Source organism: Rhodopirellula sp. UH5 (assembly GCF_056839225.1).
Window position 1 is genome coordinate 5,395,535 of record NZ_CM166390.1, and the last position, 15,541, is coordinate 5,411,075.

Genomic DNA, 15,541 nt, shown 5'->3' on the forward strand with positions numbered 1-15,541 from the left:
TAGTTCCTTGCGAACGATGATGCGAAGTCAGACTACTCTTCAGAAGGCAATGCGATGGTCGCCACAGACTCCTCTTGGACGGCACGCGAAAATGAATCCAGTGACCGAGAAGGCTGGGGCAATGACCTCGGGTTCATTGAGTTGCTGGATCATGCGCGGGCTGGTGACCGGGATGCTCTCGGGCGATTGCTTCAGTGGTACGCGAATTACCTGACGATTCTAGCCAGCACCCAGTTGGATCGCCGGTTGCGCAAACGCGTCAATCCGTCGGATATCGTTCAAGAGGCGATGTTGGAAGCGCACCAAGACTTCGGCGATTTTCGTGGGACCAGCCAAGGCGAGTTGCTGTGTTGGTTGCGAACGATCTTGATTCACACGTTGCATCGCAGTTTCAAGCGTCACGTTCAAGTTCAGAAGCGAGACATTCGTCGCGAAGTCTCTTTGGAAGCGGTCAGCAATCGATTGGAGGAATCCGCCTGCAATTGGGCGGGGATTTTAGCAGGCAATGAACCCTCGCCGAGTGCACCCATGCGTGCTCGAGAAGGAGCCGTGGAATTGTCCAATCAGCTCAGCAAGCTCAAACCGCATTACCGCGAAGTGATCGTTCTGCGCGTGCTGCAAGGGCTTTCGTTTGATGAGATTGCGGAGCGGATGGATCGCAAGTGCGGGGCTGTTCGGATGCTTTGGCTGCGTGCATTGGAAAGTTTCAAGGCGTCCGAGGGGCAGCTTTGATGGTCGCTTTCCAGCATTCGGAGGCGGATTCACTTTCGGCGGATCCTTCGCTGCTGCGCGGGTTGAACGAAGAGCAACAATCACGGCTGACCAAGTTGCTGGATGAGTATTTGGTTGCGTTGGAAAACGGCGAGAGTTTGGATGCGGATGAAATTGTCCAGCAAAATCCCGACTTAGGATCGGTCTTTCACGCGTACCTTGAAAAACTGCGTGCGCTCTACGGTGTCGCGGCGGGCATGCAGGCCACGCTCGATGCGCCGTCTGTTCCTCTTCCCACGAACAAGCAACTTGGCGACTTCCTTTTGCACCAAGAAATTGGTCGCGGTGGGATGGGAGTTGTCTACGAGGCCAGCCAGCAGTCGCTTGATCGACGCGTCGCGATCAAGTTGCTGCCGCTGGCTTCCATGTTGGACTCTCACCAGATCGCAAGGTTCAAGAACGAAGCTCATGCGGCTGGTCTGTTGCAGCACCCGCACATTGTTCCGATTCACAGTGTCGGTAGTCATCAAGGCGTCCATTACTACGCGATGCAGTTCATTGACGGAATTGCTTTGGATGCATGGGTGCGAGAACGCCGTGAAGAAAAACGGGCTGAAGAACTCGGCAATGGATCGGGTGCTTCTTCTGGGGAATCTCGTGCGGAGTCGACGGAGCGAAAACGCGACGCATGGAAGCAAGTGGTTCAGTGGGGAATCGACATCGCCGATGCGTTGCATGTCGCTCACGAAAACGGTGTGGTGCATCGCGACGTGAAGCCGTCCAACTTGATGTTGGATCGCGCTGGCAAAATTTGGGTCACCGATTTTGGATTGGCTCGTTGTCAGACGGAGATGTCGCTGACTCGTTCGGGTGACGTGATCGGGACCATGCGGTACATGAGCCCAGAACAAGCACGTGGCCAGTCGGCTTTGATTGATGGACGTGCCGATGAGTACTCCTTGGCTGCGACGTTGTACGAATGTCTGACGCTGCGGTACGCTCATGAAGGAGACGACGCGGCAACGATTCTGAAGCGAATCGACAATGAGGAGGTGATCCCCTTGCATCTGTTGCGGCCCGATTTGCCTCGTGATTTGGGGACGGTCATCGCGAAAGCCATGTCGAAGAATCGCGAAGATCGATATGAAACTGCGAATGAGTTTGCCGATGACATGAAGCGGGTGCTGCGAGGCGAACCCACGATCGCCCGACCACCGTCCATCGCGGATCGGTTGGTTCGGCTGGCCTCCAAACATCGTCGTGTTGCGTTGGCAGCCGCTTTGATTGTGACGCTGGGTTTGGTCGGTTCCGCCATTGCCAATGCCAAGTTGGCGACTGCAAAGCAGGCGTCGGACGAAAATGCATTGCGGGCCACTCGGGGCGAGTTGCTGGCGCGAGGGGCCTTGGATCGGATGGGGACGCGCATCGCCGAGTTGCTGGTTGATATTCCCGCAGCGGACTCGGTACGCCGTTTGTTGTTGTTGGAAATGTTGGACTACTACGAACGGTTCGCCGCGGAAGTCAAAGACGATCCAACGCTTCGAGAGGATTTTGCGATGACACTCGCGAAAGCGGGGGGGTTGCAGTCGGAGCTTGGCGACAGCGAGCAGGCGATCAAAGAGCTCAAACGCAGTGAATCGATTTACGCGGAGTTGGCGGAGGACGCTGGGCTCAATGATCCCGTGCGGTTGCACTGGTCGACTTGTCAGAACAACTTGGCACAGGCCTTGGTTCGGGCAGGAAAACTCGAAGACGCTGCTCGCTACTTCGTGCGAGCGATGACGACCCAGCAGACGCTGACTGATCGAGGCGATTCGTTTCCTTCGCAACGAGAGGCGGAGGTGTCGCTCGCGACCACTTTGAACAACATGGGTTTGTTGTTGATGCGAACGGGCGCGACGTCCGAGGCCGAAAAGCATTTTGTCAGAGCGATCGAGCGACTTCAGCCTTTGTTGAATGAGTCGGTCTCGGAAGCTGAACGTTTGCCGGGATCGAAGGCTGATCTCGTTCCACAGAAGCTGGCGGCGGTGCAGTCCAACTTGGCCGGCTTGTTAACCGAATCGGATCCTGAAAGAGCAATTCAGCATGCGGGCCAGGCACTCGAATCGCAATTCAAGTTTTTGCAGGCAGATCCCGGAGATGCGAAGGTTGCTGGGCAGACCATCGTGACACTGAACACACTGGGGGCCGCTCAGTCAGCAACGGGACGCCACACCCAGGCAATCAAGACGTTTGAACAAGCGATTGAGATTGGCAGCCAAGTGGTTGTTCGTTGGCCGAATCATCCCAATTATCGACGGGATCTCGCCTTGAGTTTCAATCACCTGGGTTTGACTCAGTCGAAGAGGGGGACGCTGCAAGAGGCTCGCAAAGCGTTTGAAAAGGCATTGGAAACAGGCCAGTCGCTGGCGGTCCAATTCCCGGAGGATGCTGAGACTCAGAGCATGCTCGGCGGGGTTTGGAATAACTACGGTTTCTTGCAGCAGCAACTGGGGGAGACGGAATCCGCCGCCCGAGCGTATTCTCAAGCAATCAAGCTTCAATCCGTCGCCGTTTCGGTTGCTCCCGAAGTTGCGCGTTACAATGACTACCTGCGAAAGCATCAGGCCAATCATCAAAAAGTGATGGCATCCAATGGAAATTCGCGGCGTCAAGAAGAGCCACAAGGATTGACCCATGAAGCCAACTGAAGACTCACGAATTTTACTGCTTGAACAACTGGAATCACGTTCTTTGTTGGCGGGTGGGATTCTTGCTCATTCAGATGCAGGGGTTGGCTCGCAGGAACTCGATCGCTCGCAAATCGATCGAGCCATTCCGGCATTGCAACGAACGGTTGCATCGATTCAGGCCGGTAGCTCACGTGACGGTTCGGGGATTCAGGCACTCGATGCACGTGGACAAGGTTCGGGTTCCGTCCGACCGATCGAAGGCTTTTCGTCCAACTCTCATCCCGGGTCATCGTCGGATCAACGTGGCGGTTTGGGCCAGCGTGATGCTCGACAAAGCAATTCAGGACTGCAAAGTCTTGGGAATGAATCGCGAAACAACCAATCACGGAGTGATTTGAACCGGAGCGGTTCGTTGCAGTCGAGTTCCCTGACCTCCGCTGATCGTTCGCCGGGCAGTGATAGCGATCAGCCGATCGAGTCCAACAGCCTTGTGTGGGTGGTTCAGTTCGTGACCCCTTCGCCACGACCTGACAACAGTGTGAGTGTTGACAGTGTGCTCAGTGGAGGAAGCGGGCGGTCATCGGTGGGGCAAGGGACCGTGTTGGTTCGCGCGAACTCCAATGCAGCACCTTCCGAGCAAAGCGTTGCCGGTGGAAGCGATGGGGTGCAGGCGGCCGCATCGGATGCTGTCACGGCAGACGGTGGTCCAGTGCAACAAAATCAATCGACCGTGGATGGCGTCGTCGACGCGTCAGCGGTCGCTGCCGCGACGACGTCGTATGAACGGATGAACTCGACCACAGGAGGTTCGCGAATCGATCTCGTCGACTCCTCTTCATCCAGTGTTGCGGGCGAGATGGATGGTGGCACGATCGATTGGTTGCCGCGAGTGTCCAGCGATGATGTGTCGTTGGATTCGTCTCAAGCAGATGATTCGTGGGAATTGGACGAAGAAACACTCGAGCATCTGCGTGAGGTGGCTCGGGCCGCATCGGACAAGGATGCCGGCGACGTGGAGGCGGCAAGTGCTCGTGATGACGGGGCATCGTCGCTGCTCGAAGGTCACTCCGTCGATGATGCTCTGGCAACTTGGTTTGGTTCACCGACCGGGTTGGTCGATGGAATTCGATTCCAAGGCACGTTGCCAACCGTCGTTCCGACGCTGTCGCCGGGAATGGTGGACATTGCGTTGGACGCAACGGTCGGAGTCCATCGAACCGTGGGGTTGATGGCGTCGTCCGAAACGGTGTCCAGGCCAGTCGCGGTGGACGAAGTCCGGGATGCGGTCTTGGCGGCAATCGCGTTTGAAACCGACGTCTTGGCTCAGCCTGCACTCGATTCTCGGCCGCTTCGTTTGTCTGGGTTGGCGTATCCAGGAGCGGCGATCGTCGCGGGGGCTCTGGCGTTGAATGCTCGTCGTCGCCGAGATGAAATGTTGCTGACCAGCCGTTAAGGAATGGTGACGTGGCGACCGGGAGTGGTGGTCGTCGTGTATCTTGGGGGAGCACGGAACCCAGGCAGACTTTCTGGGTTGAATGCTTGATTGGGCGCGTTCTGGACGTTCCCTGCGATTCCCCACCGGCATTTTGGAGCTGGAATTTTGCGACACTCGACCTTTTTTTGTGGTTTGGCACTGTTGGCATGCTGTACTCCAAACGCCATTTCGTCCGCGACGGGCAATGATGTGAACCGCGATTGGCCTCAGTGGCGCGGTCCTGATTCGTCGGGCGCCGCTCTGGAATCCAATCCGCCGACGACTTGGAGTGAGTCGGAAAACATTCTCTGGAAAATTGACGTTCCTGGCGTCGGAAGCAGCACGCCAATCGTTCTCGGTGATCGGGTGTACGTCAGCACGGCCGTGAAAACCGAGCGGATGGCGGAAGGTGCTGGTTCCAGCGAAGCACCCGCCAAGGCGTCCCAGGAAGCCGCTCCGCCACGCGGGAACCGACGCGCTGGAGGCGGACGTCCGGAAGGTGGACGCGGGGGACCGGAACGCGGCGGGCGAGGTCGCGGCGGCCGAGGTGGTGAGGCGAAGCCGACGAACTATCACGATTTCATGGTGATTGCTTACGACCGCACCGACGGCAAAGAAATCTGGCGGACATCGTTGACGCAAGAGGTGCCTCACGAAGCCGGTCACAACACCAACACGCTGGCATCGGCTTCGCCCATCACGGATGGCGAAAAATTGTACATGTCGTTTGGGTCGCGAGGTGTTTTCTGTTTGGACCTCGATGGCAAGCAGTTGTGGAGTGTCGACTTGGGCCAGATGCAAACTCGCAATCAATTTGGCGAAGGCAGTTCGCCTGCCGTCCACAACGGCACCTTGGTTGTGCCCTGGGATCATGAAGGCGAATCCTTCATCGTCGCCTTGGACGCCGCGACCGGAGACGAAAAATGGCGTCAAAGTCGCGATGAACAAACGACTTGGTCGACGCCACTGATCACCGAGTACGAAGGCCGCACACAGGTCATCACCAATGGTTCCAAGCGAGTTCGCAGCTATGACTTGGCGACCGGAGAACTGATTTGGGAATGTGGCGGGCAGGCTGGCAACCCGATCCCCTCCCCTGTTCGTTTTGAAGACAACGTCATCGTGATGACCGGCTTTCGTGGTTACGCGATTTATTCGATTCCACTGAGTGCCAAGGGCGACATCACCGACAGCGACGTGATCACTTGGATCGAAGAAGATGCGGCTCCCTATGTGCCTTCGCCGGTGCTTTACAAAGGTCAGCTGTACTTCGTGAAGGCCAACAACGGTGTTTTGGTTTCTCGCCAGGCGAAGACGGGAGAATTGGTGATCGACCAAACTCGACTGCCAGACATCGCATCGGTTTATGCCTCGCCCGTTGCCGCGGCGGATCGCGTGTACTTCACCGGTCGTGATGGAACCACGCTGGTATTGCGCCATGGCAATGAGTTGGAAGCCATTGCCACCAACAAGTTGGATGACGAAATCGATGCGTCGGCAGCGATCGTCGGCGACCAGATCTTTCTGCGTGGCAAGTCACATTTGTACTGCATTGGCGAGTAGCAGTTGACGTGTCACAGTTCGTGAGTCGTCTGGATGTGGCTGGCGAACGATAGTGTCACTCCGGATTTGTTTCTCAAGCCCCTTCCACGTACCCCCTCAAAAGGTTGAGTTCAGAATGTGTGACCAGGATCATTTCGAAGAAGATCTGAAGAAGTATTCACGTCGTGATATCGGAACCTTGGCCGCGGCTGGAATTGGTGCTGCCATGATGCTTCCCAAAGTCGCCGACGCGGCGGAAGTCAGCGGACGCGACGTTGAGATCGAAACGCCGGACGGCAAGTGTGACGCTTACTTCGTGGCTCCTTCCTCGGGATCGCATGCGGCTGTTTTGATCTGGCCGGACATCTTTGGTTTGCGTCCTGCCTTTCGTCAAATGGGAAAACGCTTGGCCGAATCGGGGTACAGCGTGTTGGTGGTCAATCCGTTTTATCGCCAACAAAAAGCTCCGACGGCCGCCAATGGGGCCAACACGTCGATCGCAGAGGTGCGGCCTTTGGCTCGCTCTCTGACCCCGGAAACGCACACCACCGATGCGCAAGCGTTTGTGGCTTGGTTGGACAAGCAAGCCCAGGTCGACACGGGCAAACCGATTGGCACAACGGGCTATTGCATGGGTGGGCCAATCGTCTTTCGAACCGCCGCTGCGGTTCCCGATCGCATCGGTGCGGCAGCGACGTTCCATGGTGGCGGATTGGTTTCAGGTGGCGAGGACAGCCCGCATCGATTGATTCCGAAGATGAAGGCGGACTTCCTGATCGCGGTTGCAGAAAACGATGACCAACGCGATCCGGAAGCCAAGACCGTGCTGAAGGAATCGTTTGAAGAGGCCAATCTCGCAGCTGAGATCGAAGTCTACCCTGCGGGGCACGGTTGGTGCCCTCCCGACACGCGAGTTCACAATCCAGAGCAAGCTGAGAAAGCTTGGAGCCGGATGCTCGCGTTGTTCGAGAAGGCCTTGGCCTGAGGCAGCATTCGCAGGCAATGGCTGGGCTTGATAACTGGGAGGCGACGGTCTGGTTGACGTCAGGATTGGGACGCAATATCGTTGATCGTCGTTGGACGATTGCCATCTGTCACGATTTGGTTGTGGCGACCGTCCTTTGAATGTGTACCGGTTTTCGCCTGCCCTTGAGAGTGTCCATGAGTGAGCTGCGCACCATTGGTTTGTTCCCATCCTTGGATGCCTTTGTTCAACAACGTCGCACTGAGACGGACCAGATCCCCGAGGATCGCAAGGGCGATCTGAAGCAATTGGCTGGGTACATTCGCGACGAAGTTCAGAAGTCGGAACGGGTGCAATTGACCTTCATTTGCACCCACAATTCACGCCGCAGTCATTTGACCCAAATTTGGGCCAAGGTGGCCGCTGATCTGTTCGGGCTGGAGAACGTTCAAACATTCTCTGGCGGCACCGAAGCGACGGCGATGAATCCTCGTGTGGTGGAGTCTTTGAAACGGACGGGGTTTCAGGTGGACGTCCAAACCGAGGATGAGAGCAATCCGACTTACGCCGTTCGCTATGCAGACCACAGCGAACCGTTGCTGTGCTTTTCGAAGGTTTACAACGAGTCGCCCAATCCGACGGCTCAATTTGCGGCGGTGATGACGTGTTCGAGCGCGGATCAGGCTTGCCCGTACGTCCCGGGATGCGACCTGAGGTTGCCGATCCGCTACGAGGATCCCAAGGTCTCCGATGACACGCGGGAAGAAGCTGAAATTTACGACGGACGCTCTCAGCAGATCGCCCGGGAAATGCTTTACGCCATGTCGTTGGTTTGAGTCGTTGCACCGTCCGATCTTGGTGTCGGTCGTTCTTTGGGATGCTGGCGTGGCGTCGGTGGAGGCATGTGGTTTGCGGGGCATCACCGTAGCCGGACATCTACAGTGCGACGCCCCGAGAGGTGGCGACCCATTCAGATGGACCGAACCGCTCGATTGAAACCAACCCCAACGGCTCGCAGAAGATGAACACCCCCAGTTCCAACGCATCCCAGTCCGCCTTGTTTCAGCCCCTTGAAATGGGCGGGCTGACGCTACCCAATCGCATCGTGATGGCACCCCTGACGCGAGCTCGCGCCGGGGTGGAACGGATGGCCAACGAGATGATGGCTGAGTACTACACCCAGCGAGCGTCGGCTGGTTTGATCATCAGCGAAGCCACCGTGGTTTCGGAGCAAGGCATTGGATGGCCTCAGTCACCGGGCATCTACACCGATGAAATGGCGGAACGATGGAAGCTCGTGGTCGATTCGGTTCATCGTGCGGGTGGCCGAATCTTCTTGCAGTTGTGGCACACTGGACGCGCTTCGCACAGTGATTTCCATGACGGTGAGTTGCCGGTGGCACCCTCGGCGATCGCGATCGAAGGCGACGGCGTGCACACTCCCTCAGGGAAGAAACCGTACGAGGTCCCGCGTGCTCTCGAAACCAGCGAATTGCCGGGCATTGTGGAGGACTATCGCCAAGCGGCCGAACGTGCGAAGTCAGCTGGGTTCGATGGCGTCGAAGTCCACTCTGCCAATGGGTACCTGTTGGACGAGTTTTTGCAGTCAAAATCCAATCAACGCGACGACCAGTACGGCGGAAGCATTGAGAATCGATATCGGTTGCTTGGCGAAGTGGTTGATGCCGTCACCAGTGTATGGCCCAGCGATCGAGTGGGTGTTCGCTTGGCACCCAATGGGTCATTCAACGACATGGGATCGCCAGAGTACGTCGAGCAGTTCACCTATGTGGCTCGTCAACTCGACGGGTATGGGCTGGCCTATTTGCACGTGATGGATGGCACCGGATTTGGTTTCCATGAACTTGGTCCCGCGATGACGATGGCTGATTTTCGAAAGGTCTTCAGCGGTACGTTGATGGGCAACGTGGGCTACACCCGAGAGTCCGCGGAAGAGGCCATCGTGGACGGAGCAGCGGATCTGATTGCGTTCGGCCGGCCGTTCATCAGCAATCCGGACCTCGTCGAACGTTTCGCCAACGGTTGGCCTTTGGCTGAAACAGCCGACATGTCGGTTTGGTATTCGCACGACGCGCATGGCTACACGGACTTCCCTACCTATGAAGCTGCCGCGCCTGAGGACGCTGTCAAAGTACCGACAGCCTGCAACGCGGAATGAGCCGGAAATTTGGGTGGAACCCCGGGCGGCATTTGGCATTCGCCGAATGAAGGTGGCTTTGTGGCGCGCTCTGGCAATGACTTTTCCTCGAAAGTCCAGCTTGATCTGCCGGAGCAGCGCCGAAGCGGCTTGATCCGGCCTACCTGCTGGACATCACGGCGGTCATTCCGTTTCCGACACGAACATCTCCTGGATGTCTTCCAGGATCAAATACAGGCACGGTACCAGCACGAGAATGATTCCGGTGGCGAAGAGGATTCCGAAGCCCAGAGAGATTGCCATGGGAATGATGTACTGGGCCTGCAGGGAGTCCTCGAAGATCAACGGCATCAGTCCGCCGAAGGTCGTCAACGTGGTCAGCATGATTGGGCGGAAACGACGCAGTCCGGCTTGTGAGATCGCGTCGAAGGCGGACTGGCCTTTTCGGTGTCGATTGGCGTAGTCGATCATGATCAGTGAGTCATTGATCACCACACCCGACAGGGCGATCACGCCCATCAAACTGACCAGTGACAAGTCATATCCCAGCATGATGTGACCGATGATCGCCCCCACCACACCAAACGGGATCGCGACCAAGACGATGAGCGGTTGCACATAACCTCGGAAAGCAATCGCCAGCAACGAATAGATCACGGCGAGAGCCAATCCGAACGATCCCCACAATGACGCCGTGGCTTGCCGCATTTCGGCGTCGCTGCCTTCAAAGCTCCACGTGATGCCAGGGAAGTCTTCACGGAGCCGGGGGAGTTCTGAGGCTCGCAGGGCTTCGATGACTTGGGTGGCAGCACGCTTGGGTTCGACATCCATCGAGACATTGATGGCGCGTCGCCCATCGCGACGATTGATGGATCGAAAGGCGAGTGTCTCTTCGACATCAGCCACATCGAGCAAGGGAACTTCAGCGCCGCTTGGAGTGCGGATGATCAGATCTTCAAGGTTGTGAACGTCCTCGCGTTGTTCTTCGGGAAGTTTGACGCGAACTTCGGTTTCGTTGGTCCCTCGGATCAGGCGCAGTGCCAATGATCCGAAGAAGGCACCTCGCAATTGTTCGCCAAGTTCTTCGTCGGTCAGACCGAGTGAACGCGCCTCAGGGCGCAAGTGGAAATCGTATTGGGTTTTGCCCTTGTTGTAGTTGTCGCTGACATCCTTGGCGTTGGCGTACAGTTGGACTCGATCGACGAACGCCGTGGCCGCTTTTTCCAGCACTTCGATGTCGCTGTGACTGAGGTCAATGCTGATGTCACGGCGGTGACCACCTGGGCCACTCTCCGCTTCGAACGTGACTTGGTTCACACCGGGCAAATCACCGATGTGTTCTCGCCACAGTTCGATGACTTGGTTGGCGGTCATGTCACGCTGGTCTGGTGGCTTCAACACGATTTCCACGTCGATGAAACTTTGCCCGCGGACATTGGTTTTGATGCCTTCGGCGACCTCATACAGGTTGTGTTCATCAAACATTCGGATGCTGGCCTGGGTCACCGTGTCAGCGATTTTCGCGGCCTGGGCCTGAGTCGTGCCAACCGGCATTCGCACGCCGGCTTCGATTTCATCGGCCGACACCTCGGGCATCAGAATCAACCCCATGTGTGCGCTGGTCGCATAGCCACCGATGACCACAAACAATGCCAAGGCAAGCGAAGCGGTGACGTATCGATGCCGAAGGCTGACGACCAGGATGGGACGATAAAAGAATTCAACCAACCGGTTGAACGCTTGGCTGAATCGCTGTTGGGCATGATGCAATCGGCCGCCAATTCCGTTGCGTTTGCGATCTGCGTCGCGAGCGTGGGCCAAGTGAGCAGGAAGAATGAACAGGGATTCAACCAACGACAGCGACAGCACGATGATCACGACGACCGGCAGTGGGCCCCAGAACTTGCCCGTCTCGCCGGGGATGAATAGCAGCGGGACAAATGCGACGATGTTCGTCAGGATGCTGAAAGTGACCGGGCCGGAGACCTCTTGGGTGCCTTGAACGGCGGCCGCCTCGTGATCCTGGAGTGTCTGTCGTTTTTCGTAAACGTTTTCTCCCACCACCACGGCATCATCGACGACGATGCCCAAGACGACCAGGAAACCGAACAGCGAAATCATGTTGATGCTGACACCGGCGGCCGGCAGTAGCAGCACGCCGCCGATGAATGAGATGGCCATGCCTGTCATCACCCAGAATGCCAAACGGAATTCTAGGAACAGCGACAGAATCACCAGCACAATCACAACCGCCATCGCAGCGTTCTCTGCGACCAGCATCAATCGCCGACGGAACTCTTCGGCGTTGTTGCTGTCGATTCGCCACTTCACACCAGGTGGAAGCGCGGATTCAAATTCTGCCATCGTCTCGTGGACCGCTTCCGCCACATCGATGGGAGACTGCGAACCGACACGAAAGATATCGAGTTCAACCGACGGCGTTTGGCTGAACTGAGAGTGGAATCCAACGTCTTCGAATCCGTCGCGAATTGTGGCAATGTCGCCCAGAGTCACCATCGGGCCATCGCGTCCGGAGACGATTTCAATGCCAGCGAACTCTTCCGCCCATTGCTTGCGAGCTTTGACGCGGAGCAGGATTTCACCCGCGGTGGTCTGCACTGATCCCGCCGCCACGTCTTGGCTGGATTCGCGAATGACCTGAGCCACGTCAGGCAGCGTCAGTCCGTATTCACGCAGGCGTTGCCGCGGGATTTCGACATGGGTCACATACGCCGGAACGCGGCGCAGTTCGACTTGCGTGATTTGTTCTTTGGATTGCAGTTGATCGCGAAGTTGTTCGGCCAGCTTTCGAAGGGCCCAAATATCGATGGGGCCATAGATCGCCACCTGCATCACTTCTTGTTGGCGTGATTGCAGGCGGACCTCGGGTTGTTCGATTTGATCCGGGAAGGTGCGGATTCGACTGACCGCTTGGTCGACATCCTGCAGAACCTTCATGCGGTTCTCGCCGGCGACCAATTCGATCAGGACTTCCCCCCGTCCCTCCCGAGCTTCGCTGGTGAGTTCACGAATTCCTTCGACGCCGCGAACGGCTTCTTCGATTGGACGCAGAATCCCCTGCTCGACTTCCTCGGGAGCGGCCCCTGGGTAGCCGACGGTCACTTCGACGATGTCGAGTTGGAACTGCGGGAAGACCTCCTTCTGGATCGCGAAGGCAGACCAGATCCCACCACCGAGCAACAGCAGCATCAGCAGGTTGGCTGCAATCGCATTGCGAGCCATCCAGGCGATCGGGCCACCCTCCGGAACCATTTTCGACAACGAGGTCACTCGGTTGCCCTCTCAGTTTCGTCAGAGTCCACGTTCGGGTCGGCTTCCTCGGTCGTGATCTTCCGCAGTCCAACTCCATTGGCCACGGTTGCCAGGGTCGTGATCACGATGTCTTCGCCCGCTTCGATCCCGTCGCGAATGTAGGCGTACTCTGCATCCCGAAAGACAACCTGCGTTTCCCGAATCTCGAGTTGTTCGTCTTTCATGACCCAGACGGTGTCTTGATTGCGAACGTAGTCGCGTGGCAATCGCACGACGTCTTGGATTTCGCGGCCTTCGATTTGGGTTTCGATCAACGTGTCGAGAATCAATGGCGGCGCCTTGGATTCACGACCGAGTGGATCCGGCACGGTGATCAGAACGCGGGCCAGGCGTGTTTGTTGATCGAGAGTGCCAATCAGCCGGGCGACCCGCCCTTCTCGCTCGACGCCTGGACCCCAGGCATCTGGGTGTCGAAGGATAACTTTGGAACCTTCGATCGAAACGTCATCCTCCGCTGTCTCGGGGAATTGAACCCAGCGCAGAGTCCGCACCGGAACAGCGGCCATGATCCAGTATTCGTCCAGACCAATCAGGCGGCCGAGTTCGTCCCCGGGACCAACTTGTGAACCGATGTTGACCGAACGGGAAAGAACATGAGCGTCGAAGGGAGCGGTGACCTCCGTCCGATCAAGATCCAATTGGGCGCGTTCCATCGCGGCCTTGGCTGCGGCCATCTCCGCTTTGATGGAAGCGATTTGTGGCTCACGCAACACCAAGCCTCGGTTGGTGTCGTCAATGGTGCCCTCGAGCATTTCCAGCTCTTTCACGGCCAACCGCTGGCGAGCCTGTTCGATTTCCCACAAGGCATCTTTCTGCAGCAATTCACTGTTGCTGATCGAGATTGCATTTTCGAAATCGGCTGGATCGATCCGCAGCAGGCGCTCGCCTTGACGAACCATGCCGCCGGGAATGAATTCCGGGGAAAGTTCGATGACTTGTCCGCTGACGCGCGGGCTGACGGTGATGTCCTGGGCGGGTTCGACCGTTCCAAGCACCACCACTTGAGGTGAATAATTGCCTCGTTCCGCTGGGATGGTTTCCACCAAAGCCGCCGATTTTCGGGTGGCATTGATCTGCTGGGCGGTGGGTTCGGTTCGGTTGATCACGAACACCGCAGCGGCGGACGCTCCCAAAATGGCCAAGCAGGTGATGATGGTTCCTAGGATGCGAAGCCAGCGCCACTGAGGTCGCTGTTTCGACGCATCATTCATCGACAACGGTCTCCGGAATGATTTCCACGGTGGATTCCAATAATTCAAAGTCTTGCGAACGGGTGTCAAAATCGCCGGCCAACGCCAAGTACAGCGAGACGCGAATGAGCACCAAGTCTAGTTGAGCGGAAAGCAGTTCGCGCTGCAATCTTTGCTGGGCGGTGATCGCACTGAGCACATCCAGGTAAGTCGCGTCGCTGATCAAGTACTGCTCACGCAATTGCTCGGATGATTGGCGAGCCAGTTCGACCTGATTTACCAGGTGTTCAATGCGTTCGAGTTGGTACCGTTCCTGGGCCAGTGCGTCTTCCACCTCGCTGAAAGCGTTCAGCATGGTTTGCCCATAAATATTGAATAGTTCGCGTTTCACCGCCGCATTTCGGTCGACTTCGGCTCGACGTTGCCCACCGTCGAACAGAGGGGCGATCATTTGTGCACCAATCGAAACAAACCAATCGCGGAACACCGTCTCGGGGGATTCCGACACATTCAGCAGAGAGCCGGTGAGGTTGATCCGCGGGTACTGGGCACTGATCGCGGATGCGAGGTCTCGATCGGCGGCACGGAAAGCCAGGTAATCGCGTCGAACATCCGGACGGCGTTTCAGCAATTCCGACGGCAGGCCCGTGGACGGTAGTGGTGGCAGGGCCGGCAGATCGGACCCGGGGTCGTATTCCGCGGCTTGAGGCATTTCGCCGAGCAGGACAGCGAGTTGATGTTCCAGGACTTCGATCCGGACCTTTTCCACTACCGTTTGTTCCAGCGTGGCTTCGACCAGTTGGCGTTGCCGCAGCACATCGGGGCTGCGAATCAGTCCCGAGGCGAAACGAGCTTCCTGCAGTGCCAGTCCCATTTCGTTGTTGTCGAGTTGTTCGTTGAGCAATTCGATCTGAGCGTGGCCTTCGATCAGCGAGAACCACGTCCGAGCGATCTCAGCCGACAGTGTCAGCGCGATTGCTTGGTAGTCTTCTCGCGTGGCAGACGTCCGCAAGCGTTCCGCGTCGACACGAGATTCGATTTCGCCCCACAAGTCGACTTGGTACCCCGCGTCCAATCCCCAGATGAAACTGGAGCGATCACTGCCCGGACCCATGGTGCTGCCATAGTCCGCAATGCCATTCAAGTCGGGCCACAGATCCGAGGCTTCGCGTCGTGTCACAGCCCGTGCCGCATGCAATCGTTGCAGTGCCGCCGCGAGAGTGAAGTTGCCCTGCAACGCGACTTCGATTTCGGCGTTGAGTGTCGGGTCGTTGAAACTGGTCCACCAGCGGTCTGGTTGAACCACTTCACCTTCTGCGGAAAACGGAGGCGGCGTTTGAGATTGAAACGTCCAGGTGTTGTCTGGGTTGGCGCAGCCCGCACCGACCAGCAGCAACGCAATCAGCCACCGGGCGGGTAGGAACCTCGCTAATCGAACCATAGACATGAAAGTGGAACTACCGGATTCGGTGCTCCGAAATCCAGGCCAATCCAGGT

10 protein-coding genes are annotated in these 15,541 nt (G+C 57.3%); 7 read left to right on the top strand and 3 right to left on the bottom strand.

Annotated elements, in window-relative coordinates; translation table 11 throughout:
- Positions 1–54: 54 nt before the first annotated feature.
- From UH5x_RS19125 to UH5x_RS19155, 7 genes are all read left to right on the top strand, one after another.
- Positions 55–732, top strand: coding sequence for a sigma-70 family RNA polymerase sigma factor (locus UH5x_RS19125; RefSeq protein ID WP_047812582.1), 678 nt, complete (start codon positions 55–57; stop codon positions 730–732).
- Positions 732–3,401 carry a protein kinase domain-containing protein gene (locus UH5x_RS19130; protein WP_482636027.1) on the top strand — a complete coding sequence of 890 codons (2,670 nt, stop codon included), beginning with the start codon at positions 732–734 and terminating at the stop codon, positions 3,399–3,401. The genes UH5x_RS19125 and UH5x_RS19130 overlap by 1 nt, the downstream gene beginning before the upstream one ends.
- Complete coding sequence (locus UH5x_RS19135) at positions 3,388–4,836, top strand: hypothetical protein (protein WP_482633349.1); 1,449 nt, start codon at positions 3,388–3,390, stop codon at positions 4,834–4,836. The genes UH5x_RS19130 and UH5x_RS19135 overlap by 14 nt, the downstream gene beginning before the upstream one ends.
- A 147-nt stretch (positions 4,837–4,983) precedes the next feature.
- A complete protein-coding gene (locus tag UH5x_RS19140) occupies positions 4,984–6,420 on the top strand; it encodes a PQQ-binding-like beta-propeller repeat protein (protein ID WP_482633350.1) in 1,437 nt (478 codons plus the stop codon).
- 115 nt (positions 6,421–6,535) lie between these two features.
- Positions 6,536–7,384 carry a dienelactone hydrolase family protein gene (locus UH5x_RS19145; RefSeq protein WP_482633351.1) on the top strand — a complete coding sequence of 283 codons (849 nt, stop codon included), beginning with the start codon at positions 6,536–6,538 and terminating at the stop codon, positions 7,382–7,384.
- A gap of 170 nt (positions 7,385–7,554) precedes the next feature.
- Positions 7,555–8,199 (top strand): low molecular weight phosphatase family protein, encoded by a 645-nt coding sequence (locus UH5x_RS19150; RefSeq protein WP_482633352.1) that lies wholly within the window; start codon positions 7,555–7,557, stop codon positions 8,197–8,199.
- Positions 8,200–8,384: 185 nt separating this feature from the next.
- Entirely contained in the window at positions 8,385–9,542 is a 1,158-nt protein-coding gene (locus UH5x_RS19155; RefSeq protein WP_482633353.1) for an alkene reductase, read from the top strand.
- Between the two features lie 162 nt (positions 9,543–9,704).
- On the opposite strand, the gene UH5x_RS19160 is transcribed toward UH5x_RS19155, so the two are convergent.
- The 3 genes from UH5x_RS19160 to UH5x_RS19170 are packed head-to-tail and all read right to left on the bottom strand — an operon-like array spanning position 9,705 to position 15,485.
- A complete protein-coding gene (locus tag UH5x_RS19160) occupies positions 9,705–12,812 on the bottom strand; it encodes an efflux RND transporter permease subunit (RefSeq protein ID WP_482633354.1) in 3,108 nt (1,035 codons plus the stop codon).
- The gene (locus tag UH5x_RS19165) at positions 12,809–14,065 is read right to left on the bottom strand and encodes an efflux RND transporter periplasmic adaptor subunit (RefSeq protein WP_047812588.1); all 1,257 of its coding nucleotides are present in this window, start codon (positions 14,063–14,065) and stop codon (positions 12,809–12,811) included. The genes UH5x_RS19160 and UH5x_RS19165 overlap by 4 nt, the downstream gene beginning before the upstream one ends.
- Positions 14,058–15,485, bottom strand: a complete 1,428-nt coding sequence (locus UH5x_RS19170; protein WP_047812589.1) for a TolC family protein — start codon at positions 15,483–15,485, stop codon at positions 14,058–14,060. The genes UH5x_RS19165 and UH5x_RS19170 overlap by 8 nt, the downstream gene beginning before the upstream one ends.
- Between the last annotated feature and the right edge of the window lie 56 nt (positions 15,486–15,541).

Excerpts from the sequence above, each read along its gene's own strand:
- UH5x_RS19125 (WP_047812582.1), top strand. The coding sequence starts at position 55 with ATGGTCGCCACAGACTCCTCTTGGACGGCACGCGAAAATGAATCCAGT.
- UH5x_RS19130 (WP_482636027.1), top strand. The coding sequence starts at position 732 with ATGGTCGCTTTCCAGCATTCGGAGGCGGATTCACTTTCGGCGGATCCT.
- UH5x_RS19135 (WP_482633349.1), top strand. The coding sequence starts at position 3,388 with ATGAAGCCAACTGAAGACTCACGAATTTTACTGCTTGAACAACTGGAA.
- UH5x_RS19145 (WP_482633351.1), top strand. The coding sequence starts at position 6,536 with ATGTGTGACCAGGATCATTTCGAAGAAGATCTGAAGAAGTATTCACGT.
- UH5x_RS19155 (WP_482633353.1), top strand. The coding sequence starts at position 8,385 with ATGAACACCCCCAGTTCCAACGCATCCCAGTCCGCCTTGTTTCAGCCC.
- UH5x_RS19165 (WP_047812588.1), bottom strand. The coding sequence starts at position 14,065 with ATGAATGATGCGTCGAAACAGCGACCTCAGTGGCGCTGGCTTCGCATC.
- UH5x_RS19170 (WP_047812589.1), bottom strand. The coding sequence starts at position 15,485 with ATGGTTCGATTAGCGAGGTTCCTACCCGCCCGGTGGCTGATTGCGTTG.